Here is a 24,550-nt window from a genome sequence, read left to right as displayed (position 1 = left end):
ACCGCATGGATCTGCAGAAACGCCTCGACGAAGCGGCCAAGGCCCACAACGTGCCGGGCGCGGCCATCGCCGTGTGGTCCGGCGGCCAGTTGCATGAGGCGGCCACGGGCGTGGTCAACCGCAACACCGGCGTCGAGACCACCCCCGACAGCGTCTTCCAGGTCGGCTCCACCACCAAGGTGTGGACGGCCGCGTTGATCATGCAGCTGGTCGAGGAGGGCCTGCTCGACCTGGACGAGGAGATCGGGGCGTACCTGCCCGAGTTCGCCCTGTCCTACGACGCCGTGATCAGCGTCCGGCAGCTGCTGACGCACACCGGCGGCTTCGACGGCGACCTGTTCGAGGACACCGGGCGCGGCGACGACAGCCTCGAGAAGTTCGTGGCCTACCTGCACGGCGCGGGCAAGGTGCACGAGCCGGGCGAGCTGTTCTCGTACTGCAACGCCGGCTACTGCGTGCTCGGCGCCATCGTGGCCAGGCTGCGCGGCACGACCTGGGAGCAGGCCATGCGGGAGCACCTGCTGAAGCCGCTCGGCGCCACCCACGCGGCGCTGCTGGCCGAGGAGGCCGTGCTGTTCCGCGCGGCGGCCGGGCACATCGGGCCGGGCAACGACGTCTGCCCCCAGTGGCAGATGCCCCGCTCCAACGCGCCCGCCGGAGCCACCATGTGCCTGGCCCCGCGTGAGCTGGTGCGGTTCGGCCGCATGTTCGCCGCGGGCGGCCTGGCCGAGGACGGCACCCGGGTGCTGTCGGCGGAGAGCGTCGCCGCGATGCGCACCCCGCAGGCCGCGGTGCCGGGCGTGCCCGGCCTGATGGCCGCCAACTGGGGGCTCGGCTTCGAGCTGTTCACCTGGGGCGCCTACGGGCACGACGGCGGGACCCCGGGCCAGAGCACGTTCTGGCGGGTGGCCGACGACGGCTCGTACGCGATCGCGATGAGCATCAACGGCGGCAACTTCTTCGGCGTCATGAACGACCTGCTCCTGCCGCTGCTCAGGGAGGGCGGCCTGGCGGCCCCCGACCTGCCCGCCCCGCCGGAGCAGCCGCGGGCCGTGGACCCCGCGCCGTACACCGGCCGGTACGAGGGGCCCCAGCTGGCCTACGAGGTCTCGCCCGCGGACGGCGGCGTCGAGGTCACCCTGATCCCCGGCGCGTTCATGGCCAGCATGGGCCAGCAGGGCACCACCGCCAGGTACGTCCACCTCGCCGAGGACACCTTCATCGCCGAGCAGCCCGAGGAGGGCAGGCACGACACCGTCACGTTCGTCGTGCGGGACGGGGTCGCCACGCACCTGCACAACGGCCGGGCGGTCCCGCGTGTTTGAACGGGACGCGCAGAGGGTCTTCGCGGCGGCGGGCGTGCGCGGCTTCGTGCACGCCCGCGACGTGGACGGCGCGGCCGAGATCGGCCTCGACCCGGACGCCCCGGTCGTCCTGGCCTCGGTGTTCAAGCTGCCGATCCTGCTGGAGTACGCCAGGCAGGCCGCGGCGGGCGAGGTGGACCGCACCGAACGGCTCACCGTCACCGCGGCGGACAAGGACGGCGGCATCGGCACCTCGGGCTGCGCCGACGACGTGTCGCTGACGCTGCGCGACCTGGCCCACTTCATGATGTCGATGAGCGACAACGCGGCCACCGACGTGCTGCTGCGCCGGGTGGGCCTCGACCGCGTCAACGCCACGCTGGAGGGCCTCGGGCTCAGGCGCACCCGTCTGATCGGCGGCTGCGCGACGCTGTTCGAGTCCGTGGTCGAGGAGCTGGGCACCATCGACGTGGCCGGCATCCCCGAGGAGCGCATCAGGGCGCTGGCCGTGCGCGATCCGGAACGGACCACCGCGGGCACGCCCCGCGAGATCACCACCCTGCTCGGTTCCGTCTGGCGCGACGAGGCGGGCCCCGCCGAGGCGTGCGCGGAGGTGCGCGACATCATGAGCAGGCAGATCTGGCCGCACCGCCTCTCCTCGGGCTTCCCGGACGAGGTGCGGGTGTCGGCCAAGACCGGCACCCTGTGGGGCGTGCGCAACGAGGCGGGCGTCGTGGAGTACCCCGACGGCGGCCGGTACGCCGTCGCGGTGTTCCTGCACGGCGACAACCTGGCCTTCCGCATTCCGGCCGCGGACGCCGCCATCGGCGAGGCCGCCCGTCTCGCCGTCGAGCACCTGCGCGGCTGATGACGGTCTACGTCGACTATCGTGAGCGGATGAACAGCCGTCCGCGCGCCAGCCTTGAGCGGATCCTGTTCGATCTCGGCAGCACGGTCCTCGACGTGGCCGCCTCACCCGGTGACCTCGACACCGAGGTCACCGGGGTGCACATCTACGACCCGCTCGACGAGCTGTACGTGCCGCCGGGTGGGCTGCTGCTGGCCGTCGGCGTACAGGGCGCCACCGCCATCTGCGGCCTGCTGGACGCCGCCCGCGAGGCCAGCGGCATCGTCGTCAAGCTGCCGGTCGACGTCGACGAGCAGGTGCGCAGCAAGGTCCTGGAGACCGGCGTCGCCGTGCTCGGGCTGACCAGGGCCGCGTCCTGGTCGCAGGTCGCCGCGCTGCTGCGCTCCCTGCTGGCCGAGGGCGACCTGGCCATGCCGGAGAAGGGGCCGCAGGGCGATCTGTTCGCGCTGGCCAACGCCGTCTGCGCGTTGCTCGACGCGCCCGTCACCATCGAGGACCGGTCGACCCGCGTCCTGGCCTTCTCCGGCAGGCAGGACGAAGCCGACCCCGGCCGGGTCGAGACCGTGCTCGGCCGCCAGGTGCCCGAGCGTTTCCAGCGCATGCTCGACGAGCGCGGCTTCTTCAAGAAGCTCTACCAGAGCCGCGACCCGATCTACATCGAGCTCGACGGCGACAGCATCAACCGGGCGGCCGTGGCCGTGCGGATCGGGGACGAGATCCTCGGCTCCATCTGGGTCGCCGTGCGCGAGCCGCTCACCCCGCAGCGCGAGCGCGCCCTGGCCGACGCGGCCAAGATCGTCGCGCTGCAGCTGCTGCGCGAGCGCGCCGGCGCCGACACCCAGCGGCGGCTGCGCGCCGACCTGCTGTCCACGGTCCTGGCCGGCGGTTCCGACGCGGCCGACGCCGCGGGCCGGCTCGGCATCGCCACCGAGCGCCTGTGCGTGCTCGCCGCCCAGCTCGCCGACGGCGACGCGGCCGACCCGGCGCGCGCCGAGAGCGACCGGCAACGTTTCTGCGACGCCCTGGCGCTGCACGTCGGCGCCATCCATCCCAAGGCGGCCGCCGCGATGATCGGCTCGGTCGCCTACGCCGTCCTCCCGCTGAGCTCGGGCGGCGACGAGGAGACGCGTGCCGTGCGCGTCGCCGAGTCCTTCCTGTCCAGGGTCGGGCCGCGGCACGCGGCCAACATCGGGGTCGGCCGGCTGGCCGCCAACCTCTCCCAGGTCGCACGGGCCCGCGCCGACGCCGACCGGGCGCTGCGCGTGCTGCGCGCCCGCGGCCAGGCCGGCCAGGTCGCCGGCTACACGGCCGTGCACTTCGAGTCGCTGCTGCTCCAGGTCTCCGACGTGGTCGCCGCCGAGGAGCAGGTGCCCACCGGCCCGTACGAGCGGCTGCTCGCGCACGACGCCGAGCACGGCAGCGAGCTGGTGGCCACCCTGCGGGCCTACCTCGACGCGTTCGGCGACGTCAACGCCGCCTGCGCGAAGGTCCACGTGCACGCCAACACCTTCCGCTACCGGCTCAAACGGCTCACCGAGATCAGCGGGCTCGACCTGTCCGACCCCGACGCGCGACTCACAGTGATGCTGCAGATGCGGATCTTCGGGCGCTAGCACGAGGCCGTCCCCGCTTTTTGTGACGGGCGACGAAGAACGTCGGGCCGAGAGGGACGAATGTGGGTCACCACCCCACGCTCTCCTGGAGTCGCCATGAAGAAGACAGCGGTGCTCACCGCGTTGGCCCTGCTAGCGGCCGCGTGCGGCAGTGGCGGAGGTACGGCGGGCAGCACGGGCAAGCCTGTCACGGGCGGCACGTTCACCGCCGCCATCAGCGCCGACCCCGGGGTGCTCGACCCCGCCATGGGCGTGCTCTCGGTCACCAACGAGACCCTGTCGGTGGCCTACGACACCCTGGTCTCCGTCTCGGCGGACGGCAAGACCGTCCCCGCCCTGGCCGAGAAGTGGGACGTCAAGCCCGACAGGGTGACCTTCACCCTGCGCAAGGACGTCACCTGCTCGGACGGCTCCAAGCTCACCCCGTCCGACGTCGCCGAGAACGTCAACCACATCGCCGACCCCGCCACCAAGTCGCCCATCTACGGGGTGCTCGTACCGGCCGGCATGAAGGCCGAGGCCGACGAGGCCGCCGGCACCGTGACCCTGTCGACGCCCGAGCCGTTCAGCTTCATCCTGGAGAGCTCACGGCTGCTGTTCATCGTCTGCGGCAAGGCCGTCAAGGACCGCTCGCTTCTCGCGCACGCCACCTCCGGGACCGGCCCGTACCAGCTCACCGAGGCCGTCCCCGGCGACCACTACACCTTCAAGGTGCGCCGGGAGTACACCTGGGGCCCGGACGGTGCCACCGCCAAGGACATCCCCGAGACGCTCGTGCTCAAGGTGGTGCCGAACGAGCAGACCGCGGCCAACCTGCTCCTCGCCGGCTCGCTCAACGCCGCCACCTTCTACGGCCCGGACCGCACCCGCCTGGAGGCCAACCCCGCCCTCGGCAAGATCATCGAGGCGCAGGGCAACGGCCAGTTCTTCTACCACCAGGGCGATGACAGGCCCGGCCACGATCCCGCCGTCCGCAAGGCGCTGACCCAGGCGCTCGACCTGAAGGAGCTGGGCGGCATCGCCTCGGGCGGCACCGGCAAGCCGGCCACCGGGCTCGTGGCCCCGCCCCGCCCGTGCCAGGGCGACACCGTCACCGGTCACGTGCCCGCCTTCGACACGGCGGCCGCCACCGCGGCGCTGGACGCGGCGGGCTGGACGGCCGGGGCCGACGGCATCAGGGAGAAGGACGGCAAGAAGCTCTCCCTGCGCCTCATGTACGGCACCACCAAGGGCCCCGGCATCGTGGCCGCCGCCGAGTACATGGCGGCGGCGTGGAAGAAGGTCGGGGTCGACGTGAAGCTCAACGGCGTCATCGACACCAAGCTGGCGGAGTCGCTCAACGCCACCCAGGACTGGGACGTCGTCTGGCTGCCCATCGGCGTCACGCTGCCCTCGCAGCTGGTCGGCTTCCTGTCCGGCCCCGCCGCCCCCAAGGGCGCCAACTTCGCCCACCTGAAGAACGCCCAGTACGAGACGCTGATCGCCGAGGCCGCCAAGCTGACCGGCGCCGAGGGCTGCGCCAAGTGGGAGGCGTCGGAGTCGGCCCTGTTCGACGCCGCCGACCTGGTGCCCGTGATGGAGATGAACACGCTGACCGCCACCAAGGGCGCGACCTTCCGGACGATGGCCGGCCTGTTCCTGCCCTCGACGATCCGCCTCACCCAGGGAGGCTGAGTGAGCCTACGGCGCCTCGTGCGCTTCGTGGTGTCGCTGGCGGTGCTGCTCGTGGCGTCGTTCGCGATGATCCATCTCATCCCCGGCGACCCGGTGCGGGCCTCGCTCGGCCCGGCCGCGCCGGTCGAGCTGGTCAACGCCCGCAAGCAACTGCTCGGGCTGGACAAGTCGCTGCCCGAGCAGTTCACCGCCTACATCGGGCACATCTTCACCGGCGACTTCGGCACCTCGTTCCTGACGGGCGAGCCGGTCGGCGAGGTCATCGCCACCCGGCTGCCCAACACGCTGGGCCTGGCGCTGCTGGCCACGGTGGTGGCGCTGCTGCTGGCCGTGCCGCTCGGCATGTGGGCGGCCATCCGCACGGAGAACGGCAGGAACCGGGGCACCGAGATCACCTTCAGCTCGGTCACCGGCACCGCCGTCGCCGTCCCGGAGTTCCTCTACTCCATCGCGCTGGTGGCGGTCTTCTCGATCGGGCTCGGCCTGTTCCCGCCGGCCGGCAAGGAAGGGGCGATGTCGTACATCCTGCCGGTGGCCTCGCTGGCGATCGGCCCGGTCGCGATGATCGCCCGTATCTCCCGGGTGGAGACCCTGCGCGAGCTCGCCACCGACTACGTGCGGCTGGCCCGGTCGAAACGGCTGCCCGCCGCCCGCCTGCACCTGCGGCACGTGCTGCCCAACACGCTGACCGCGACGCTCACCGTGGGCGGGCTGCTGCTCACCTCGCTGATCGCCGGCAGCGTGCTCGTGGAGTACGTCTTCGCCTGGCCGGGGCTCGGCCTGAAGATCGTCGAGTCGATCACGCAGAAGGACTATCCCGTCGCCCAGGGCGTCATCCTCGTCTACGGCGCGATCGTGCTCGTCGTGAACCTCGCCGTCGATCTGATCCTGGGCGCGCTCGACCCCACCTCCAAGATCAAGGAAAACTGATGCGTTTGCGCACCCCGGCCGCCGTCGCCGGAGCCGTGCTGGTCACGCTCATGGTGGTCCTGGCCGTCGTCGGCCCGCCGATCTGGGGCGCGGCGGCGGAGAAGATCGACGCGGGCGCCATCCTGCAGGGCGCCTCGGCCGCCCATCCGCTCGGCACCGACAACCTGGGACGCGACCTGCTGGCCAGAGTCCTGGTCGCGGGCCGCTTCTCCCTCCTGCTCGCGCTGGCGGCCACGCTCTTGGGCGCGGCCGTCGGCACCGTGCTCGGCGCGTTGCCCTCGGTGTTGCCGGCGCGCGGCGCCCGCTTCGTCACCGGCGCCGTCAACGCGCTCGTCGCCTTCCCCGGCCTGCTGCTGGCCATGTTCACCGCGGTGATCGCCGGGCTCGGGGCCAAGGGAGCGGTGCTCGGCATCGGCGTGGCCATCGCCCCGAGCTTCGCCCGGCTCACCCAGACGCTGGCCGCGACCGTCGCGGGCGCCGACTACGTCGCGGCCGCCCGGATGCTCGGCGTCCCGCGCATGCGCATCCTGACCAGGCACGTGCTGCCCAACATCGCCGAGCCGCTCATCCTCAACCTCACCCAGGCGCTCGGCGGCGCGCTGCTGGGCCTGGCCGGGATGTCGTTCCTGGGGCTCGGCGTGCAGCCGCCCGCCTTCGACTGGGGGCGGCTGCTGTTCGACGGGTTCGGCCGCATCTACGTCACGCCCGAGGTGGCGCTGGGGCCCGCCCTGGCGGTCGCGCTGGCCGGCATCGGCTTCAACCTGCTGGGGGACGCGCTGGCCAAGGCCGCCTCCCGCACCGCCGTGCACACGCGGGAGGCCAGGCCCGCCGCGCCGCCCGTCCCCGGCGAGCCGGACCCCGAGGCGGTGCTGGAGGTCAAGGACCTGACGGTGACCTTCCCCGGCGGCGTCACGCCGGTGCGCGAGGTGTCGCTGACCGTCGCGCCCGGGCAGATCGCCGGGCTGGTCGGGGAGTCGGGCAGCGGCAAGAGCCTCACCGCGGCCGCGATCGGCGGGCTGGTGCCGTACCCGGGCGTGGTGACGGCGGGCAGGCTGGCGCTGGCCGGCCAGGAGATCGCCGAGATGTCGCCCAAGGAACTCGGAACCGCGCTCGCCATGGTCTTCCAGGACCCGATGGCCTCGCTCAATCCCGCGCTGAAGGTCGGCGGCCAGCTGGCCGAGGTCGCGATCGTGCACCAGGGCGCCGGCAAGACGGAGGCCCACCAGCGCGCCGTCGACCGGCTCGGCCACGTGCACCTGCCCGCGCCCGAACGGGTGGCGCGCCGGCACCCGCACGAGCTGTCCGGTGGCATGCGGCAGCGCGCCGTCATCGCCATGGGCCTCATGGGCACCCCCAGGCTGCTCATCGCCGACGAGCCCACCACCGCGCTCGACGTGACCGTGCAGCGGCAGATACTCAAGCTGCTGCGCGAGGTCACCGACGAGACCGGCGCGGCGGCCCTGTTCATCTCCCACGACATCGCCGTCGTCGGCGAGCTGTGCGACGTGGTCGTCGTCATGTACGCCGGCCGCGTCGTCGAGCAACTGCCGGTCGAACTGCTGGCCGGCGGCGCCGCGCACCCCTACACGCGGGCGCTCATCGACTCGCTGCCCGACATGGACACCGACAGGTCGCTGCCGCTGGCCAGCATCCCCGGCCGTCAGCCCGCCCCCTCCGACGTGGGCGACGGCTGCGCCTTCGCCGCCCGCTGCGAGCTGGCCACGGCCCGCTGCGCCGGCGAGCGTCCCCCATTGACGACGTACGGCAAGGCGCACCAGGTCGCCTGCTGGGAGGTCTGATGATCATCGAGAACCTGACGGTGCGGTTCGGCTCGTTCACCGCCGTCGACGACATCACCCTGGAGGTGCCGAGCGGGTCCATCGTCGGGCTGGTCGGCGAGTCGGGGTCGGGCAAGTCGTCGGTGGCCAGGGCGGTGAGCGGACTGGTGCCGCACACCGGCACCATCACCGGCGCCAGCCGCGTCCAGATGGTCTTCCAGGACCCTTACGCCTCGCTCGACCCCCGGATGAAGGTCGGGGCGTCCGTCGCCGAGGGCTGCGGCAGGGACTCGGTCGAGAGGCTGCTGTCGCTCGTCTCCCTGCCGCCCGAGGTGGCCCGGCGCTACCCGCGCGAGCTGTCAGGCGGCATGCGGCAGCGCGTGGCCATCGCCAGGGCGCTGGGTGCCGAGCCCGACCTGCTGGTCGCCGACGAGATCACCAGCGCCCTGGACGTGTCCGTCCAGGGCTCGGTGCTGAACCTCGTGCGCAGGCTCCGCGACGAGCTGGGCCTGTCGATGTTGTTCATCTCGCACAACCTGGCCGTGGTGCGCTACGTCTCCGACGTGGTCGCGGTGCTGCACCAGGGGCGCATCGTGGAGCTGGGGCCGACCGAGGAAGTGGTCGGCGCCCCCACCCACGGCTACACCCGGTCGTTGCTGGAGGCCGTGCCCAGGCTGGGCCGCTCCACCACGTAGAACGCCTTGTCGTGGAAGGCGGTCACCACGCCGCCTTCCACGAGCAGGCCGCCCAGGACCTCCCGGACGGCCAGCCGCCACGCCTTGGCGGCTCCGGGGTCCGCGACGCGCAGCGCCTCGATGTCCTCCGGCAACGCCACCAGCAGGGTGGAGGCGTCGCTGTCGCGCGTCACCGGCCGTCCGTCCTCGTCGGCCAGCACGACCGCGGCGTCCGCCGGGAGGGGCCGCCGGCAGGGCTCGCCCCGTACGAGGGCCGCCACGTGCGGCGCCGACAACGTCCAGGAGGCCAGCACCCGGTCGGAGTCGCTGCCCTGGTTGATGGCGTCGGTCATGACGCCGTAGAAGCTCGGCAGGTACTCCTCGGGACGGGCGCCCAGCTTGGCCAGGTTGAAGTGGGCGTTCCTGCGCACCAGCGGATCGTAGGTCCAGGTGATGCGGTCGATGCCGCGCTCCAGGGCCCAGCGGCGCTGGTGCAGCTTCAGCTCGAAGCCGACGCCGTGGCCGCTCGCCGCGCCGGTGATGTGGGAGTGCAACGTGTTGGCCGCCCCGAAGAAGCCGACGGAGGCGCCCACCAGGCGGCCCGCGTCGTCGTACGCGCCGGCCACGTAGTTGCCCGCGTGCGACATCGCCCGCATCAGCTCGACCGTGATCGGCCGGCTGTCCGGGTCGAAGTGCCAGATCCCGTCGAACAGCTCACTGACCTGCTCGAACTCCGCGATCCCATGGAGTTCCCTGATCGCGATCAACGTGCCGGCCCTCCGAATGCTCAAGTGTCACGGTGACGCTACGGCACCGTGCGGCGGGACCGAATCGTGCGGGACACCAAAGAGCACCCGGGGCTTCGTGGGATCAGACAGCGGTCCGACGCCTTCAGTGGGCGGTCCAGCCTCCGTCGACCGGCAGCACGGCGCCGGTGAGGTAGGAGGCCGCCGGACCGGCCAGCAGGACCGCCGCGCCGACGAGTTCGGCGGGGTCGGCCCAGCGCCTCATGGGGACCTGGTGGTCGAGGAACTCCCGCACGTGCGGGTCGTCCTCGACGCCCTCGTTCAGCGGGGTGCGGAACGGGCCGGGGGCCAGGGCGTTGACGCAGATGCCGGTGCCCGCGAGCTCGACGGCGAGGCTGCGGGTGAGCTGGACGACCGCGCCCTTGCTGGCCGCGTAGCCGGCCCGGCCCGCGGCGCCGACGAGCCCGAGAGCGCTGGCCAGGGTGACGATGCGGCCGTACCCCGCCGCACGCATCACCGGTACGGCGGCCTGGCAGGCGAGGAAGGTGCCGACGACGTTGACGTCCAGGCAGCGGCGCAGCGTGGCGGCGTCGAGGGCCGCCAGTTCGCCCCGGGCCTGGATTCCGGCGCTGGTCACGAGCACGTCCAGGCGGCCGTGCGCGGCGACGACGTCCCGCACCAGACCGTGGACCGCGTCCTCGTCGGTGACGTCGCAGGCCATGCCCGAGGCGACGACGCCGGTCGCGGCGGTGATCTCGGCCGCCGCCTCCTGGCACGCCGACAACCGCCGGCCGGCCGGCACCACCGTGCATCCGGCGGACGCCAGACCCCGCGCGATGGCCCGGCCGAGCCCCGCCGAGCCGCCCGTGACGATCGCCACCTGCCCGGCCAGGGGCGCCTCCGGGCCGGCGGGCCCCGCGTGCACGGGCCGGCCGGGAGCGGCCGTGTCTTCCTGGGACGTCATGTGGCTCCTCTTCGTCAGGCGTTCCCTTTACGGAACAGTAGCGCGACCCGCCGGATCAACCGGTCCGCAGCCCTCCAGGACGGTGGGGACCAGGGCCTGGACGGCATCCCTGCGGACGTTCTCCGGGCCTGACATGCGGCAAGCCGCTTCTCGCGCGCTGCGCGAGAAGCGGCCGTGGAGCTTCTAGCTGCGGAAACGGCCCTCACGGGCGTAGATGCAGTCGAAGCAGGCCGGGTCGGCGTTCCAGTTGTCGTCGTAGGAGACGGCGCGGTGGCGCTTGATCACGCCCTTCTTCGTCACGGCCTGGTGGTGCCCCGGCGGCACAATTCCCTCGAAGTGCTTCACGAAGTTGCCGAGGGCGTTCCTGTAGTAGACCCGGTGCCGGGCCCAGAGGTTGCTCGTCGAGCTCGGCGGGGTGCAGTTGGCGATGTAGCTCTCGGCGGTCTTCTGCTTGAAGCCGCCGAAGTCGAACGTACTGTACGACTTGAACGGCAGGCCGGGCATGCCGTCGTCGTGCCAGCCCGTCCAGCCGAAGATCGACCAGGTGCAGGTCGCCGCACCGGAGCGGACCGCGCTCGCCGGGGCGGTCAGGCCACCCGCCGTGACCGGCTCGCTGGTGATCCTGCGTCGCTGCAGCTCGGCGGGCAGGTCGGCGCCGTGGTCCTCGACGAGACGCCGGGGGACCGCGACGTCGGCCGGGGTGACCTCCAGATAGGTCTCCAGGAGGGTGTCCTCGTCGTCACGGACGATGAGGGGGGCGCGTCCGATCGGGCCGGTCTGGACCATCCCGACCTCGTTGGACGGGACGCTGTCGGTGAAGGTCACCGACAGCCCGGTCGTGTAGTCGAGTTGAGCCAGGACGATCTCGCGGTCGGACTCCTCGGTGGCGGCAGGGGCCGCGGCCTTGGCCGTGGCCATGGCAGGTGAGGGGGCGAGGAGCATGGCGGCGGCGATGGCCGCCAGGAATGGGCTGAATCTCATGTGGGCAACGTTAGAAAATGATCTTTCAGTTGCCTTAAAGGTGAGCTCAGCGCATGGTCATGCCGACCTGCGTGCCCCTGGACGGCGGCCCGGGGGGAGGGAACGGTCACGCCAGTCTGCCCACGGCCGCCACCACGGCCGCGCTCCCGTCCTCGGCCCCGATCCGCTCCGACAGCTCCGCGGCCCGCCGCCGGTACGAGGGCTCGCTCACGGCGGCACCCAGCGCGTCCGCGAGCCGTTCCGGGGTCAACCGGCGGAACGGGACGGCGGCCGGGCCCACCCCGAGCGCGGCGAGCCGGGACGCCCACAACGGCTGGTCGTTCAGCGCGGGCAGGCCGACGGCGGGCACGCCCGCGCGCAGCCCGGCCCCCGTGGTCCCGCTGCCGCAGTGGTGGGCGACGGCGGCCATGCGCGGGAACAGCCAGTCGTGCGGCACGTCCCCGACGCCGAGCACGTCGTCGTCCAGCTCCCCGGACACGCCCGTCTGCAGCACGCCGCGCAGCCCGGCCCGCCGCAGGGCGCGAAGGGCCAGGTCGGTGTAGTGCTCGGCGCGCGGGCCCGCCTGGCTGCCGAGGCCCACGAACACCGGCGCCGGGCCCGCGGCGAGGAAGTCGCTCAGCCGGGGGGCGGGCCGCCAACCGGCCGGACGCACCGGCCACCAGTAGCCCGTCACCTCCAGCCCGTCCCGCCAGTCGGCGGGCCGGGGCAGCACCGCCGGGCTGAACCCGTGCAGGACCGGCCAGCGCGCGGCCTCCAGCCGCCGGTACGCCTCCCGCGAGCTGATCGGCGGCAGCCCGAGCCGGGCCCGTAACTCCTTGGCCGACCCGGAGTGCGCGGGCGAGGGCACGGCGAAGGCCAGCCGGGCGGCGGTCCGGTTACCCCACCGGCCGAGCGAGCGGCGCAGGACGCTCATGACCGGCGGGAAGTCCCCCGTCGGCGCCACCGGCTGCAGGTGCACGCCCATGCTCGGCACGCCCATCGCCTCGGCCACGTGCTGCCCGGCGGAGGCGGCCACGTTCAGCAGCAGGACGTCGGTCCCCGCCGCCGCGGCCCGCACGATGCCGTCGGAGATCTGCCCGGCGTACTCGGCGAACATGGCGAGCTTCGCGGACAGGGAGACCCGCGCGCCGCCCTTGCCCGCGGGCAGCAGGGGCAGCGGGTCGCCCGGGATGTCGCGATGTTCCAGGCCCGCGCCGGTCACCAGGGCGGCGTGCGGCTGGTGGCAGGCGATCGCCACCTCGTGCCCGGCGTCCCGCAGCCGCACGCCCAGCCCCGTGTACGGGGCCACGTCGCCCTGCGTGCCCACGCCGACGATCAGTACGCGCATGACGCCCTCCTCGCCCGCCGTTTATCATGCACTCGCATGGTAAACGGCGGGCACGCGTTTCACAATGCGACCGCATGACAAAAACCTGGGAACCGATGCCGAAGATCGTCGACCACGAGACCCGCCGGCGGCACATCGCCGACGCCGTGCACCGCGTCATCGACGCCAAGGGCATGCACAGCGTCAGCCTGCGCGAGGTCGCGGCCGAGGCGGGCATGTCCATGGGCGCGGTGCAGCACTACTTCGCCACCAAGGACGAGATGCTCACGCTGGCCCTGCAGCACCTCAACACCCGGATCACCGCCCGCGTCGCCGCCGCCGCGCACGACGGCACCCCCTTCGGCCTGCTGCGCGTGGCGCTCCTGGAACTCCTGCCCCTGGACGAGGAGCGCCGCTTCGAGGCGCGCGTCGGGCTGGCCTTCCTCGCCCGTTCCGTGGTGAGCGAGCCGCTGGCCGCGCTGCTGCGCGCGGGCCTGCCGATCGTCCTCGACTTCTACGCCGGTCAGCTCAGGGCGGCCCAGGCGGCCGGGCAGGTGGCCGCCGACGTCGACGCGGCCAAGGAGGCCGACATGTTGTTCGCCCTCGCCCAGGGCCTGGTGAACCCCGTCCTCATCGGCCACTACACCGCCGCGGACGCCGAGGCGATCGTCGACCACCAGCTCGGACGGCTGTTCGGGCGACGTCAGCCATACCGGCCGGGAAAAACATCCTGAAGCCGTACCGGCTGGGAAAAACGTCCTGAAATCGACGGACGGAATGTCGCTATCGCCCGGTTCCTGAGTATGGCGGTAATGCCGATTCGGGCTACGCCCTCAGTTCGCGGCTCAACCGCCGGCGCCGATCAGCGGACATCGGCCCCCCGCTGACCCTCCGGGCCGGCCTGCGGCGTCATACCGCCGCCATGGCCCGGCAAAGATCTTCATCACTATCTGAGCGGCGAACCGGGACAAATAGCAGGGCTTCGCGACACCCGAAAATTCGCAATCTTTGTGGGACGCCATCCCGTCCACACGGTCGTACCCGTGAACACTCCAAGTAAGTTGGTCGCTGCCCGCGAATCGGGGCGATTATCGGAATGGAGGCCAAAGATGAGCGAATTTTCGCGATAAGTAAGACTGCCATATCCACCCCCTGTTCGTGGATATCACGCTCTGAAATGATCGCCGTTGGTTTTCCGCAGTGGAGCAGATATGGTCACACCCCTTCGGGAAGAGGAACCCTTCCCGCACTCCCCGTCCAAGGGCATGCTGCTGTCGCAGCGAGGCGGCCCCCGCCACGCCCCCGGCCGGCGGCGTCCGGTGACATGCTGGACCATCTGCTCCCTCGCCGACGCGAGCGTCGACGCCGCCGCGCTGGCCGCGCCCGTGCTCGACGCCGGCTACGGCGCGCTGCTCGCCTGCCTGGCGGCGGTGCTGCTCGTCCTGCTGAACCTGGCGGGCGGCACGTACCGGATCCGGCTGTCGCCGTCCGTGATGGACGGGTGGATGTGGCGCGGCGGATGCGCCACCGCCATCGCCGGCGCGCTGACCGTCGCCGCCCTCGACCATCAGACGACGCTGGCCGCCTGGACGGGCGAGTCGGCGCGGATCGTCGCCGTCTACCTCGGGCTGACGCTGGTGGGGCGGGGGCTGGTCTGCGCGGTGCTGCGCCAGGCCCGCCGCCGCGGCGCACGGGTGCCCACGCTGGTCGTCGGGTCCGGCGCGCACGCCAGGAACCTCGCGCTGACCCTGGTGCGGCACACCGAGTACGGCCTGCTGCCCGTCGGCGGCGCCTGCGACGTGCTGGGCCAGGCCCCGTACGCGCCGATCGTGGACGATCCGGAGACCCTGCTCACCATGGCCCGCCGGCACCGGGCCCGCGTGGTGGTCCTGGCCCCGCCGCCGGGCGGCGAGGAGCAGACCCACCGGCTCGCGCGACAGGCCCGGCTGGCGGGGTACCCGGTGTACCTGGCGCCGCAACCCGGCGGCGTGCTGGTCGACTTCGTGCCCGCCGGCGAGCACGTCCGGGGGTTCCCGGTGCTGCGCATGCGGCCGTTGCCGCAGCGGCGCGCGTCCTGGCCGCTCAAGCGCGCCCTGGACGTCGTGCTGGCGGCGGCCGGGCTGGTCGTCAGCGCTCCGGTGCTGGCCGCCTGCATGCTGCTGCTGCGCGGGCAGGGCGGGCCCGGGGTGCTGTTCCGCCAGGTCCGGGTGGGGATGGCCGGGACGCCCATCGAGATCATCAAGCTCCGCACGTTCGCCCCGCTGCGCGCCGGCGAGTCCGACACCCGCTGGAGCATCGACGACGACCCCCGACTGACCCGCGCGGCCCGGCTGCTGCGCTCCTGCTCCGTGGACGAGCTGCCGCAGCTGTGGAACGTGCTGCGCGGCGACATGAGCCTGGTCGGCCCCCGGCCCGAGCGGCCGCACTTCGTGGAGCTGTTCTCACGCGGCGACCACCATTACGGGCGCCGCCACCGGTTGCCCGTCGGCCTCACCGGCTGGGCCCAGACCCACGGCCTGCGGGGCGACACCTCGATCGAGGACCGGGCGCGGCTGGACAACCACTACATCGACACCTGGTCCCTGCGCCGCGACATCAAGATCATGATCCGGACGGTCGGTTGCCTGCTGTGGCGGGGCCGATCGTGATCAGGGCGTTCCTGCCGTCCCTGTGCCGCCTGCCGGCCCGTCCCAGCCTGTGGGCCGCGCTGACCGTGATCGCCGTGTGCGTGCCCGCCGGACCGCACGCCGCCGACGTCGTCCAGCCGCGGCTCGCCGACCTGATGTCGCTGGCGTTGCTGGTGTCCGTCGCGGTGAGCCTGGCACGTGGCGGCGCGCGTCCCGGCCGGTGGGCCCTGCTGGCCGCGCCCGCGGCGCTCGCGGCGACGGCGGCCGCCCTCGCGGCGCCCGACATCCTGCTGACGCTGCCCGGCCTGGCCCGGTTCCTCCAGGTGTTCGTCCTGGTCCCCGTCGCCGTGACGGTGGCGGTGCGGCAGCGGTCCGACCTGCTGCTGGTGGGGGGAGCCGTCGCCGCCGTGTCGGTCGTCCAGGCCGGGCTCGGCTGCTGGCAGGCGCTCACGGGCAGCGGCGCCTCCTACGCGGGCCTGCCGATCCGCGCGGTCGGCACGTTCGGCGCCGGCGAGGTCATGGCGCTGGCGAGCGTGGTCAGCTTCGGGCTGATCATCGCCCTGGCGGTCGCACTCACCGGCGGCCCGGCCCGGCGCGCCGCCGCCCTGGTCTCGGCGGCGGCGCTGTGCCCGCCGCTCGTCCTGTCGCTCAGCCGCGGCACCTGGCTCGCGGTGGCCTGCGCCGTCGCGGTGATGCTCGTGCTGCGTGGCGCGCGGCTGGCCGCGCGGGCCGCCATGGCGGCCGTGGCCGCCGCCGTGCTCCTGACGCTCCTGGTCGGGCCCGGCGGCGGGGTCATCGCCGAGCGCGTCACCTCCATCTCCTCCTCGGTGGACCAGCCCGACCGGTCCGTGGCGGACCGGTACCAGCTCTGGCAGGCGGCGGCCGGCATGTGGCAGGACCACCCGGTCACCGGCGTCGGCCCCAAGGGGTTCGCCGCCTGGCGGGACACCTACGCGCCGCTGGCCCTGTCCTCGGGCAGCGACGTCGAGGACCCGGCCGGCGGATACCGCCGCCAGCCGCTGCTGTCCCCGCACAACATGTACCTGCTGGTGCTCAGCGAGCAGGGGCTCCTCGGTCTGGCGGCGTTCGCGCTGCTCATGGGCGGGGCACTCGTGCGCACCCTCACCCGGCCCGGCCGCTCCGGCCCGGCGGGGCTGGCCGCCGCGGGCTTCGTGACGTGGCTGGCGGTGGACTTCGCCTACGCCGACATCGGCGGCGCGACGAGCCTGGTCATGTCGGTCATGCTGGGCCTGGCGACGGGATGGACCGGCTCCGCCGCGCTCCCGTCGCGGCGGCCCGCGTGCTGAGCCGGGGCGCGGCCGACCTGCGCGCCGCGGCCCTCACCACGATGCTCGTCGGCGCCGGCTCGGCGCTCGGCTACGTGCGCGACCTGCTGATGGCCGCGCTGTTCGGCGCCAACGCCGACACCGACGCCTTCCTGGTCGCCTGGACCGTGCCCGAGACCGCGGCGCCGCTGCTCATCGAAGGGGCCATGGCCCTGTGGCTGGTCCCGCTGTTCAGCACGGCGTCCGGGGCGCGGCAGCGGGCGGCGCTGGTGGAGCGGACGTTGCCCGCCCTGGCCGCCGCGCTCACCGCCGTCGCCGTCTGCGCCGCGGCCGGCGCGCCCTGGCTGGTGGCGGCGCTGGTCCCCGGTCTGCCCCAGACCGGGCTGGCCGTCCAGTGCTGGCGGATCTGCTGCGGTTGCATCCTGCCGTTCGCGCTGGCCGGGTACGCCAGCGCGGCCCTGCGGGCCCGTCACGTCTTCGGCCCGCCCGCGGCCACCGGCCTCGCCTACAACCTGGCGCTCGTCGGCTGCCTGACGATCTGGCACGACTCGCTCGGCGTGCGGGCCGCCGCGTGGGGCGTCGCCGCCGGCGCCGTCCTCATGGTGGCCATGCAGGCGCCGGCGTACCTGCGGCGGGTCGGCCTGCCCCGGCGGCTGCCCCGGCGACTGGTGCTGCCGGTCGCCGCGCTGCTGCCCATCATCGCCTTCACGCTGCTGCGGCAGGGCCAGGTGCTGGTCGAGCGCGTGCTCGCCGCCGACCTGCCCGCGGGCGCGATCTCCCATCTCAACTACGCCCAGAAGATCGCCCAGGTGCCGATGGTGGTCTCGCTGATGCTGGCCACCGTCACCTATCCGCACCTGGCCCGCAGCATCGCCGCGGGCGACACCCGCCGGGCCTGGCGGCTGCTGGCCCGCGACCTGGCGACGGCGGCGGCCGTCACGGTCACCGCCGCCGCGCTGCTGATCGCCTTCGCGCCCGCGATCGTGGGCGTGCTGCTGCGCCGCGGCGCCTTCGACGACGCCGCCGCCACCGCCACCGCGCACGTCCTGCGGCTCTACACGATCGGCCTGCTGGGCCACACCGTCGTGGGCGTGGTCTGCCGGGCCTACTTCTGCGCCGGAGGGTGGCGCGGGTTGTGGTACCCGGCCCTGGCGATGGCCGCCGGCCTGGCCCTGACCGCGGTGCTGGCCGCGGCGCTCGTCCCCGGCATGGCACAGGGCGGCATCGCCCTGGCCAACGCCGCCGGGATCACCGTGACCGCCGCCCTCATGCTGGCCGGTCTCCAACGCCTCGGCCTGTCGCCGCTCCGGGGGGCCGTCACGACCGTCAGGGAAGGAGAGCGCGTATGAGCACGCGCATCGGCGCGCTGCCGCTCATCTGGATGTACCACTCCGTCGCCGAGCGCGGCGAGGACCCCTTCGACATCGTCGTCACCCCCGAGCGCTTCGCCGCGCACATACGCTGGCTCGCCCGGCGCGGGCTGCGCGGCGTGTCGGTGCGCGAACTGCTGAACCATCCCGGCGACCGGCGCGGGCTCGTCGGGCTCACCTTCGACGACGGCTACGCCGACTTCGCCACCGACGTCGTTCCGGTGCTGGCCGGATACGGCTTCACCGCGACCGTGTACGTCGTCGCCGGCCGGATCGGCGGCCACAACGCCTGGGACCGCGACGTCGCCCCCCGCCCCCTGATGGACGCCGGCACGCTGCGCCGGGTGGCCGCCGCCGGCATGGAGGTCGGCTCCCACACCCGCAGCCACCCCCACCTGCCGGCCGCCGGCCCCGACGAGCTCGCCGACGAGCTGACCACCAGCAGACTCGTGCTCCAGGACGTGCTCGGCGCCCCCGTCACCGGCTTCGCCTACCCCTACGGCGAGCTGACCGCCCGCGAGGTCGCCGCCGTACGGCAGGCCGGCTACGAGCACGCCTGCGCCGTCCGCCCCGGCCGGCTCGCCGGGAGGCACGCCCTGCCCCGCCGCTACGTCGGCGACCGCGACACCGCCGCCCGGCTGCTCGCCAAGACCGCCTGCCACCGGCTGCGCTGGGGGCGGCACCGATGAAGGTCCTGCACGTCATCACCGGGCTGGCCGCCGGCGGGGCCGAGCAGCAGCTGCGTACGCTCCTGCCGCACATGGACTGCGCCGGCGAGGTCGCCGTCCTGACCCGGCCCGGCGCCCTGGCCGACGCCATCCGCGCCGCCGGGACGCCCGTGCACGCCGTCGGCATGGGCGGCAACCGGGACCTGCGGGCGCTGCCCCGGCTCACCGGCCTCATGCGCGCCGGCCGCTACCAGGTCGTGCACGCGCACCTGTACCGCGCCTGCGTCTACGCGCCACTCGCCGCCCGGCTGGCCGCCGTGCCGGTCGTCGTCACCACCGAGCACTCGGCGGGGGCCAGGCACATCGAGGGGCGGCCGGTCACGGCGCCCGTCCGCACGCTGTACCGGGCGGCCGCCCGGCTGACGCACGCCGTCGTCGCGGTCTCGCCCACCGTGGCCGACCGGCTGCACGGCTGGGGCCTGCCGCCCTCGCGCGTCGTCACCATCCCCAACGGCGTGGACCTGGCCGCCTTCCGCCACGATCCGCGGGCCGCCGCCCAGGCCCGGCTGAGCCTGGGCATCCCGCCGGAGTCGTTCGTCGTCGGCGGGGTCGGCCGCCTGGTGGCGGGCAAGAACTTCCACCTGCTCGTCGAGGCGCTGCCGCGGCTGGACGGCGCGGTGCTGCTGCTCGTCGGCGCCGGCCCGGAACAACCCCGGCTGCGCTCGCTCGCCGAGCGGCTCGGCGTCGGGCGGCGCGTCGTCCTCGCCGGGGAGAGCGTGCACGTGCCCGCCCTGCTGTCGGCCATGGACGTGCTGGCCGCCCCCTCGCAGGAGGAGACGTTCGGCCTGGCCGTCGTCGAGGCGCTCGCCGCCGGGCTGCCCGTGCTGTACGGCGCGTGCCCGGCGATCGACGACCTGCCCCCCGGGACGGTGCCCGGCGCCCGCCGGGTGGCGCCCCACCGGCTGGCCGCCGAGCTGGCCGCGCTCCTCGACGCATCCCTCGCCGGGCCCCGCACGCGCCTGCCGCCGCCCCCGGCCCTCGACCGCTACGACGTGCGCCGGCAAGCCCGGCGCCTGCACGACCTCTACGACCGCCTGCTCACCAGGCGCCACCAGGAAAGGCTGTCATGACTCACCCGGTCCAGCGCGCCGCCGGCGCGCTCCGCACCTGGTCCCTGCTCGCGCTCCCGCTGATCGGCATGGGGGCGGGGCTGGCGTATTCACTGACCCAGGAGCCCGTCTACACCGCCGACGCCTACGCGGTCGTCAGCTCGGTACGGCAGGACGTTCCCATCCAGGAAGCCGACTTCGCGCAGGCCTACGCCAGGGTGGCCGTCCATCCCGGCCTGCTCGCCGGGAACGGCGACGCCTACCTGGCCGACGGCGAGCTGCTGCGGACCACCCTGCAGGCGTCGGCCTCGCCCGACGCGCCGCTGATCCGGCTGGCCGCCCTCGCCGGCACCCCTGAGGAGGCCGCCCGGCGGGCCAACAGCGCGACGGCCGCGCTCACCGCCTACGCCAACCGGCACAGCGCCGACACCGGCGTCCGGCTGTCCAGCTTCGCCCCCGCCGCGCCGCCCGCCACGCCCAGCTCGCCCCGGCCCCTGCTCGCCACCGCCGTCAGCACGGCCGGCGGCCTGCTGCTGGCCGCCCTGGTCTGGCTGGCGGCCCCCGCCGGGCGACGGCGGGACGACCGGCAGGACGACCAGCAGGTCCCGCCCACGCGCCGGCCGGCCGAGACGGCGTCGGCGTGACCACCGCGATCCGCCAGGTCTCGGACCTGGTCACCGAGGTCGTGACCGGCGCGGAACGCCTGCGCACCCTGGCGGGGGAGTGGGCCGACCTGCACGACCGCTCCCCGGCCGGGACGCCGTTCCAGTCGCACGCCTGGTTGTCGTCCTGGTGGGAGACATACGGCGACGGCGCGAGCCTGAACGTGGTCCTGCTGCGCCGGCGGGGACGGCTGGTGGCCGCGGCCCCCGTCATGACCGTCCGCCGCGCGGGGCTGCGCGTCCTGCGGCCGCTCGGCGGCGACCAGTCCGACTACACGGACGTGCTGATCGGGGACGGGGGCCCCGACCTGCCGGCGGCGCTCGGCCGGGCCCTGACCGAGCTGCCGGGGTGGGACGTGCTCGACCTGCCCGAGGTACGCCCCGGGGCCGACGCCGAACGGCTCGCGGCGGCCTGGCCGGGCCGCTCCTGGCGGCTGCCCGCCTCGACCTGCGTCGAACTGCCCGGCGTCCCCCTCCACGAGCTGCTCGCCGGGCTGCCCGGCAGGCACGGGACCAAGCTGCGCCGCGAGCTCCGACGCGTGGACGACGCCCCGATCCAGGTCCGGGACGTGCCGGCCGAGGAGGCGGAGCACGCCGTCGCGCGCCTGCTCGACCTGCACGCCCTCCAATGGCAGGGCCGCGGCGTCAACGTCGAGCACACCAGGCCGCGCTTCCACGCCCACCTGGCCCGCGCCGCCCGGCGGCTGGTGGCCGACCGCCAGGCCCGGCTGACCGAATACCACCTGGACGGCCGGGTCGTCGCGGTGGACCTGCTGGTCGTGGGCAAGGACTTCGTCGGCGGCTACCTCTACGGCACACATCCCGACCTGCGGTCCCAGGTCGACGTCGTGACCATGCTGCTGCGCACCGATCTCGGGCTCGCCCACCGGCTGGGCCGGCCGACGATGTCGCTGCTGCGCGGAGCCGAGTCCCACAAGACCAAGTGGGGCGGCCGGCAGGCGGTCAGCAACCGGCTCCTGCTGGCCAGGACGCCGGCCGCGACGCTCTACGCCCTCGCCGCCCGCGCCCGGGTCGGCGGCCGGGCGCTCCGCGGCCGTTGGGGCGCGCTCGACCGGGCCCTGCGCAGGCCGCGATGACGACCTTCACCCCGCACGCCCCGCGCGTGCTGCACGTCACCCAGCCCACCGAGGGCGGCGTCGCGGCCTACGTCGAGAGCGCCTGCGCCGACCAGCGCCGGCGTGGCTGGACGGTCGCCGTCGCCGCGCCGCCGCGCGGACCGCTCGGCGAACGGCTGGCCGCCCTCGGGCTGCCGCATCTGCCCTGGCCCGCCGTACGGGCACCGCATCCGGCCGACCTGGCCGCCGCCGCCGTCCTCGGCCGCATCGTGCGCCGGTTCCGTCCCGACGTGGTGCATCTGCACTCCTCCAAGGCCGGGCTGGTCGGCCGGGCGGTGTTGCGTGGCCGCGTGCCGACGCTGTTCCAGCCGCACGGCTGGTCCTGGCTGGCCGGCCGGGGCACGCTGGCCGCCGCGGCCGCCTCCTGGGAGCGTGCCGCCACCCGGTGGACGCAGCTGGTGCTCTGCGTCGGCCAGGGGGAGCACCGGCAGGCCGGGGACGCGGGCGTGCGCGGCCCGCTGGCCGTCGTCCGCAACGGCGTCGACCTGGCCCGCTTCCGCCCCGCCACGCCGGACGAACGCGTCGCCGCCCGCCGGGGTCTCGGCCTGTCCCCGGGCGGGCCGCTGGTCGTCTGCGTCGGCCGGATCACCCGGCAGAAGGGCCAGGACCTGCTGGTGGAGTCCTGGCGGCAGGTCGCGGCCCGGGTGCCGGACGCCTGCCTGGCACTCGTCGGCGACGGGGACGACTTCGCCCGCCTGCGCCGCGACGCGCCGCCCGGCGTCCTCATGCCGGGGGCCAGCGCCGATCCGCGGCCCTGGTACGCCGCCGCCGACCTGGTCGTGCTGCCCTCCCGCTGGGAAGGGCTGCCGCTGACCGTGCTGGAGGCCATGGCCAGCGGACGGTCCGTGGTGGCGGCCGCCGTCCCCGGCCTCACGGAGGTGGTCACCCCGGCCACCGGAGCGCTCGTCGAGCCGCAGGACCCGCCGGCGCTGGCCGCGGCGATCGTGGCCCGGCTGACCGACCCGGCCGTGCGGCGCGCGGAGGAACGGGCGGCGCCGCCGCGGGCGGCCGAGTTCGACCTCGGCGTCACCCTCGACCGGCTGGCGGCGCACACGCTGCGCCTGGCCCGGCCGGGTCAGCCCGCGGCCGGTGCCGCCGTGGGCGCGGACGTGACGGCCGGGCGGGGCTGAGACTCCGGCGACCCGCTCCCGCTCGGCTCGGAGGAGGGGGCTGGGGACGTGGCGGGCGGGGAGGCCGGCGGCGCCGACGGACCGCGCCGGAAGCCGGGGTCGCGCATGAGCTGCCGGAAGACCTGCGACGACCGCGGGTTGGCCGGGCACTGCCAGACGCCGTGCGGGCAGTAGTCCACGATCGAGTGGTAGGCCACGTCGTGCCGGGCGATCCAGTCGAGCATGTCGCGCACGAACTCCGGCCGGTCCCCGTACCGGAACAGCCCCCACTCGGGGAAGGAGATCGGCTTGCGGTGCGAGGAGGCGAAGTCGGCCTGCGCCGCCAGCCCGTACGGCTGGTCGACGTAGTCGGCGAACCGGTAGCCGGGGCCCTGGTCGTAGCTGTCCATGCCGATGATGTCGACCACGTCGTCACCGGGGTAGCACTCGGTCCAGCCGATCGCGTCCGGGCCTCGGTTGGGGCTGAAGTCGAAGCGGAAACGCTGCCCCGGCACCGCCCGCATCACGGCGACGATCCGCCTCCAGTACGCCTGCCACGCCTGCGGATCGGCCGAGCAGCGGCTGGAGTAGGTCAGGCCGTTCATCTCCCAGCCCGGGACGATCACCGTGTCCGACGCGCGCCCGGCCACCAGCGTCCGGGCCAGCCGGTCGAAGTACGGGTCGAACGCGCCGTCCGCGCCGGCGTTCAGCAGCACCGACACCGCCTCGTCCGGCAGGTCGCCCTCGTTCGGCATGACCATGGGCACGTTGAGCACGAGCATGCGCCCCGGCTTGGCCGCCCGCCACCGCATCCACGGCTGCAGGACGAAGTCCGGGCCGCCCAGGGCGTTCCACGCCTCGCCCGGCACGTACGTCCGCCCCACCCGGACCTCCGCCCCCAGCCACGACTCGAAGGCGCCCAGCAGGTACGGCCCGCGCCAGTCGGAGGCGAGGAACACCCCGAACGGGACGGCGGACAGGTCTGGGCGGGCGGCGGACGGCCCCTTGGCGCGCTTCGCGCTCAGCGCCGGCGGGATCACCGCGGCGATCACGGCCAGCAGCGCGCAGACCCATGCCATTCTCACGGTCATCGCCCGCCCCCTCCCTTACAGGGTGTATCAGCTCACGTACCCGGAGAGAGAACGATGGCGATCAAGCCACTGCAAAGTGATCGCCGCGGATGCCGGGGCCGCACGTCGCCGAGGGGCCGTTAAACATTGGAAAGGGGCGGCCGGCGACCGGTAGGGTGCCGATCATGGCCTGCCGCATCTCCGAACTGATCGTCCCCTGCCAAGACGCCCACGGCCTGGCCGCCTTCTGGTGCGAGGTGCTCGACTTCGTCGTGCTCGACACCCCGGACGACGGCTCGGTGGAGATCGGCCCGCGGGAAGGGTTCGGCGGGTTGCAGCCCACTCTGGTCTTCAGCCCCACCACCGAGCCCAAGACGGGCCCGCTGCGGCTGCACTTCGACGTCAACGCCACCGACCGCGACCAGGCCGCCGAGCTCGACCGCCTGCTCAAGATCGGGGCGCGCCCGGCCGACGTCGGCCAGACCGGCGAGGAGCAGTGGCACGTCCTGGTCGATCCCGAGGGCAACGAGTTCTGCCTGCTGCGCGCCCGCCTGAGCTGAGCGCCGCCCCCTGACCACCCCTTCGTGAGGACTTCGCGCGCATGACGCCGCCTGCTCTTTAGACCTGACACCTTCCTGCGCATCGGTCGCCGACGGACGCCGTCGGCTCTGTTTT

The 24,550-nt window shown here is 74.1% G+C and carries 22 protein-coding genes; 17 read left to right on the top strand and 5 right to left on the bottom strand.

Annotated elements, in window-relative coordinates:
- Positions 1 to 5: 5 nt before the first annotated feature.
- The 7 genes from ABZ444_RS14720 (at position 6) to ABZ444_RS14690 (ending at position 8,862) form a co-directional block, all read left to right on the top strand.
- Complete coding sequence (locus tag ABZ444_RS14720; RefSeq protein WP_357995908.1) at positions 6 to 1,325, top strand: serine hydrolase domain-containing protein; 1,320 nt, start codon at positions 6 to 8, stop codon at positions 1,323 to 1,325.
- Positions 1,318 to 2,172, top strand: a complete 855-nt coding sequence (locus ABZ444_RS14715; RefSeq protein ID WP_357995905.1) for a serine hydrolase — start codon at positions 1,318 to 1,320, stop codon at positions 2,170 to 2,172. Before ABZ444_RS14720 ends, ABZ444_RS14715 begins: the two co-directional genes overlap by 8 nt.
- 29 nt (positions 2,173 to 2,201) lie before the next feature.
- Positions 2,202 to 3,785 (top strand): helix-turn-helix domain-containing protein, encoded by a 1,584-nt coding sequence (locus tag ABZ444_RS14710; protein WP_357995902.1) that lies wholly within the window; start codon positions 2,202 to 2,204, stop codon positions 3,783 to 3,785.
- 96 nt (positions 3,786 to 3,881) lie between these two features.
- Entirely contained in the window at positions 3,882 to 5,459 is a 1,578-nt protein-coding gene (locus ABZ444_RS14705) for an ABC transporter substrate-binding protein (RefSeq protein ID WP_357995899.1), read from the top strand.
- Positions 5,460 to 6,389 carry an ABC transporter permease gene (locus ABZ444_RS14700; RefSeq protein ID WP_357995897.1) on the top strand — a complete coding sequence of 310 codons (930 nt, stop codon included), beginning with the start codon at positions 5,460 to 5,462 and terminating at the stop codon, positions 6,387 to 6,389.
- Positions 6,389 to 8,188: a dipeptide/oligopeptide/nickel ABC transporter permease/ATP-binding protein gene (locus ABZ444_RS14695; protein WP_357995894.1), complete on the top strand. Its 1,800-nt coding sequence runs from the start codon at positions 6,389 to 6,391 to the stop codon at positions 8,186 to 8,188. Before ABZ444_RS14700 ends, ABZ444_RS14695 begins: the two co-directional genes overlap by 1 nt.
- Positions 8,188 to 8,862, top strand: coding sequence for an ATP-binding cassette domain-containing protein (locus ABZ444_RS14690; RefSeq protein WP_357995891.1), 675 nt, complete (start codon positions 8,188 to 8,190; stop codon positions 8,860 to 8,862). Before ABZ444_RS14695 ends, ABZ444_RS14690 begins: the two co-directional genes overlap by 1 nt.
- Here ABZ444_RS14690 and ABZ444_RS14685 read toward each other — a convergent pair.
- From ABZ444_RS14685 to ABZ444_RS14670, 4 genes are all read right to left on the bottom strand, one after another.
- Positions 8,808 to 9,632 (bottom strand): GNAT family N-acetyltransferase, encoded by an 825-nt coding sequence (locus ABZ444_RS14685; protein ID WP_357995888.1) that lies wholly within the window; start codon positions 9,630 to 9,632, stop codon positions 8,808 to 8,810. The genes ABZ444_RS14690 and ABZ444_RS14685 overlap by 55 nt on opposite strands.
- A gap of 100 nt (positions 9,633 to 9,732) precedes the next feature.
- Positions 9,733 to 10,551: an SDR family oxidoreductase gene (locus ABZ444_RS14680; protein WP_357995885.1), complete on the bottom strand. Its 819-nt coding sequence runs from the start codon at positions 10,549 to 10,551 to the stop codon at positions 9,733 to 9,735.
- 183 nt (positions 10,552 to 10,734) lie between these two features.
- Positions 10,735 to 11,532 carry a hypothetical protein gene (locus tag ABZ444_RS14675; protein ID WP_357995882.1) on the bottom strand — a complete coding sequence of 266 codons (798 nt, stop codon included), beginning with the start codon at positions 11,530 to 11,532 and terminating at the stop codon, positions 10,735 to 10,737.
- 106 nt (positions 11,533 to 11,638) lie between these two features.
- Positions 11,639 to 12,859 carry a glycosyltransferase gene (locus ABZ444_RS14670; protein ID WP_357995879.1) on the bottom strand — a complete coding sequence of 407 codons (1,221 nt, stop codon included), beginning with the start codon at positions 12,857 to 12,859 and terminating at the stop codon, positions 11,639 to 11,641.
- 74 nt (positions 12,860 to 12,933) lie between these two features.
- Here ABZ444_RS14670 and ABZ444_RS14665 point away from each other — a divergent pair, with 74 nt between their 5' ends.
- The 9 genes from ABZ444_RS14665 (at position 12,934) to ABZ444_RS14625 (ending at position 22,826) form a co-directional block, all read left to right on the top strand.
- Complete coding sequence (locus ABZ444_RS14665; RefSeq protein WP_357995876.1) at positions 12,934 to 13,572, top strand: TetR/AcrR family transcriptional regulator; 639 nt, start codon at positions 12,934 to 12,936, stop codon at positions 13,570 to 13,572.
- Positions 13,573 to 14,049: 477 nt separating this feature from the next.
- Entirely contained in the window at positions 14,050 to 15,486 is a 1,437-nt protein-coding gene (locus tag ABZ444_RS14660; protein WP_357995873.1) for an exopolysaccharide biosynthesis polyprenyl glycosylphosphotransferase, read from the top strand.
- Positions 15,483 to 16,772 carry an O-antigen ligase family protein gene (locus ABZ444_RS14655; protein ID WP_357995870.1) on the top strand — a complete coding sequence of 430 codons (1,290 nt, stop codon included), beginning with the start codon at positions 15,483 to 15,485 and terminating at the stop codon, positions 16,770 to 16,772. Before ABZ444_RS14660 ends, ABZ444_RS14655 begins: the two co-directional genes overlap by 4 nt.
- Entirely contained in the window at positions 16,727 to 18,100 is a 1,374-nt protein-coding gene (locus tag ABZ444_RS14650; protein WP_357995867.1) for a lipid II flippase MurJ, read from the top strand. Before ABZ444_RS14655 ends, ABZ444_RS14650 begins: the two co-directional genes overlap by 46 nt.
- Positions 18,097 to 18,810: a polysaccharide deacetylase family protein gene (locus ABZ444_RS14645; protein ID WP_357995864.1), complete on the top strand. Its 714-nt coding sequence runs from the start codon at positions 18,097 to 18,099 to the stop codon at positions 18,808 to 18,810. The genes ABZ444_RS14650 and ABZ444_RS14645 overlap by 4 nt, the downstream gene beginning before the upstream one ends.
- On the top strand, positions 18,807 to 19,919 hold the full coding sequence (locus ABZ444_RS14640; protein ID WP_357995861.1) for a glycosyltransferase: 1,113 nt from the start codon (positions 18,807 to 18,809) through the stop codon (positions 19,917 to 19,919). Before ABZ444_RS14645 ends, ABZ444_RS14640 begins: the two co-directional genes overlap by 4 nt.
- Positions 19,916 to 20,542 carry a hypothetical protein gene (locus tag ABZ444_RS14635; protein WP_357995858.1) on the top strand — a complete coding sequence of 209 codons (627 nt, stop codon included), beginning with the start codon at positions 19,916 to 19,918 and terminating at the stop codon, positions 20,540 to 20,542. The genes ABZ444_RS14640 and ABZ444_RS14635 overlap by 4 nt, the downstream gene beginning before the upstream one ends.
- The gene (locus ABZ444_RS14630) at positions 20,539 to 21,657 is read left to right on the top strand and encodes a GNAT family N-acetyltransferase (RefSeq protein WP_357995855.1); all 1,119 of its coding nucleotides are present in this window, start codon (positions 20,539 to 20,541) and stop codon (positions 21,655 to 21,657) included. The genes ABZ444_RS14635 and ABZ444_RS14630 overlap by 4 nt, the downstream gene beginning before the upstream one ends.
- Positions 21,654 to 22,826, top strand: coding sequence for a glycosyltransferase (locus ABZ444_RS14625; protein WP_357995852.1), 1,173 nt, complete (start codon positions 21,654 to 21,656; stop codon positions 22,824 to 22,826). Before ABZ444_RS14630 ends, ABZ444_RS14625 begins: the two co-directional genes overlap by 4 nt.
- Here the strand turns inward: ABZ444_RS14625 and ABZ444_RS14620 are convergent.
- Positions 22,772 to 23,896, bottom strand: coding sequence for a glycosyl hydrolase (locus ABZ444_RS14620; RefSeq protein ID WP_357995850.1), 1,125 nt, complete (start codon positions 23,894 to 23,896; stop codon positions 22,772 to 22,774). The two genes, ABZ444_RS14625 and ABZ444_RS14620, sit on opposite strands and share 55 nt — an antisense overlap.
- A 164-nt stretch (positions 23,897 to 24,060) precedes the next feature.
- On the opposite strand from ABZ444_RS14620, the gene ABZ444_RS14615 reads away from it, so the two are divergent.
- On the top strand, positions 24,061 to 24,435 hold the full coding sequence (locus tag ABZ444_RS14615; protein WP_357995847.1) for a VOC family protein: 375 nt from the start codon (positions 24,061 to 24,063) through the stop codon (positions 24,433 to 24,435).
- Positions 24,436 to 24,550 lie beyond the last annotated feature (115 nt).

This window comes from Nonomuraea sp. NPDC005730, from assembly GCF_040630865.1.
Classification (GTDB): domain Bacteria; phylum Actinomycetota; class Actinomycetes; order Streptosporangiales; family Streptosporangiaceae; genus Nonomuraea.
This window is presented reverse-complemented; position numbering and strand designations above follow the sequence as displayed.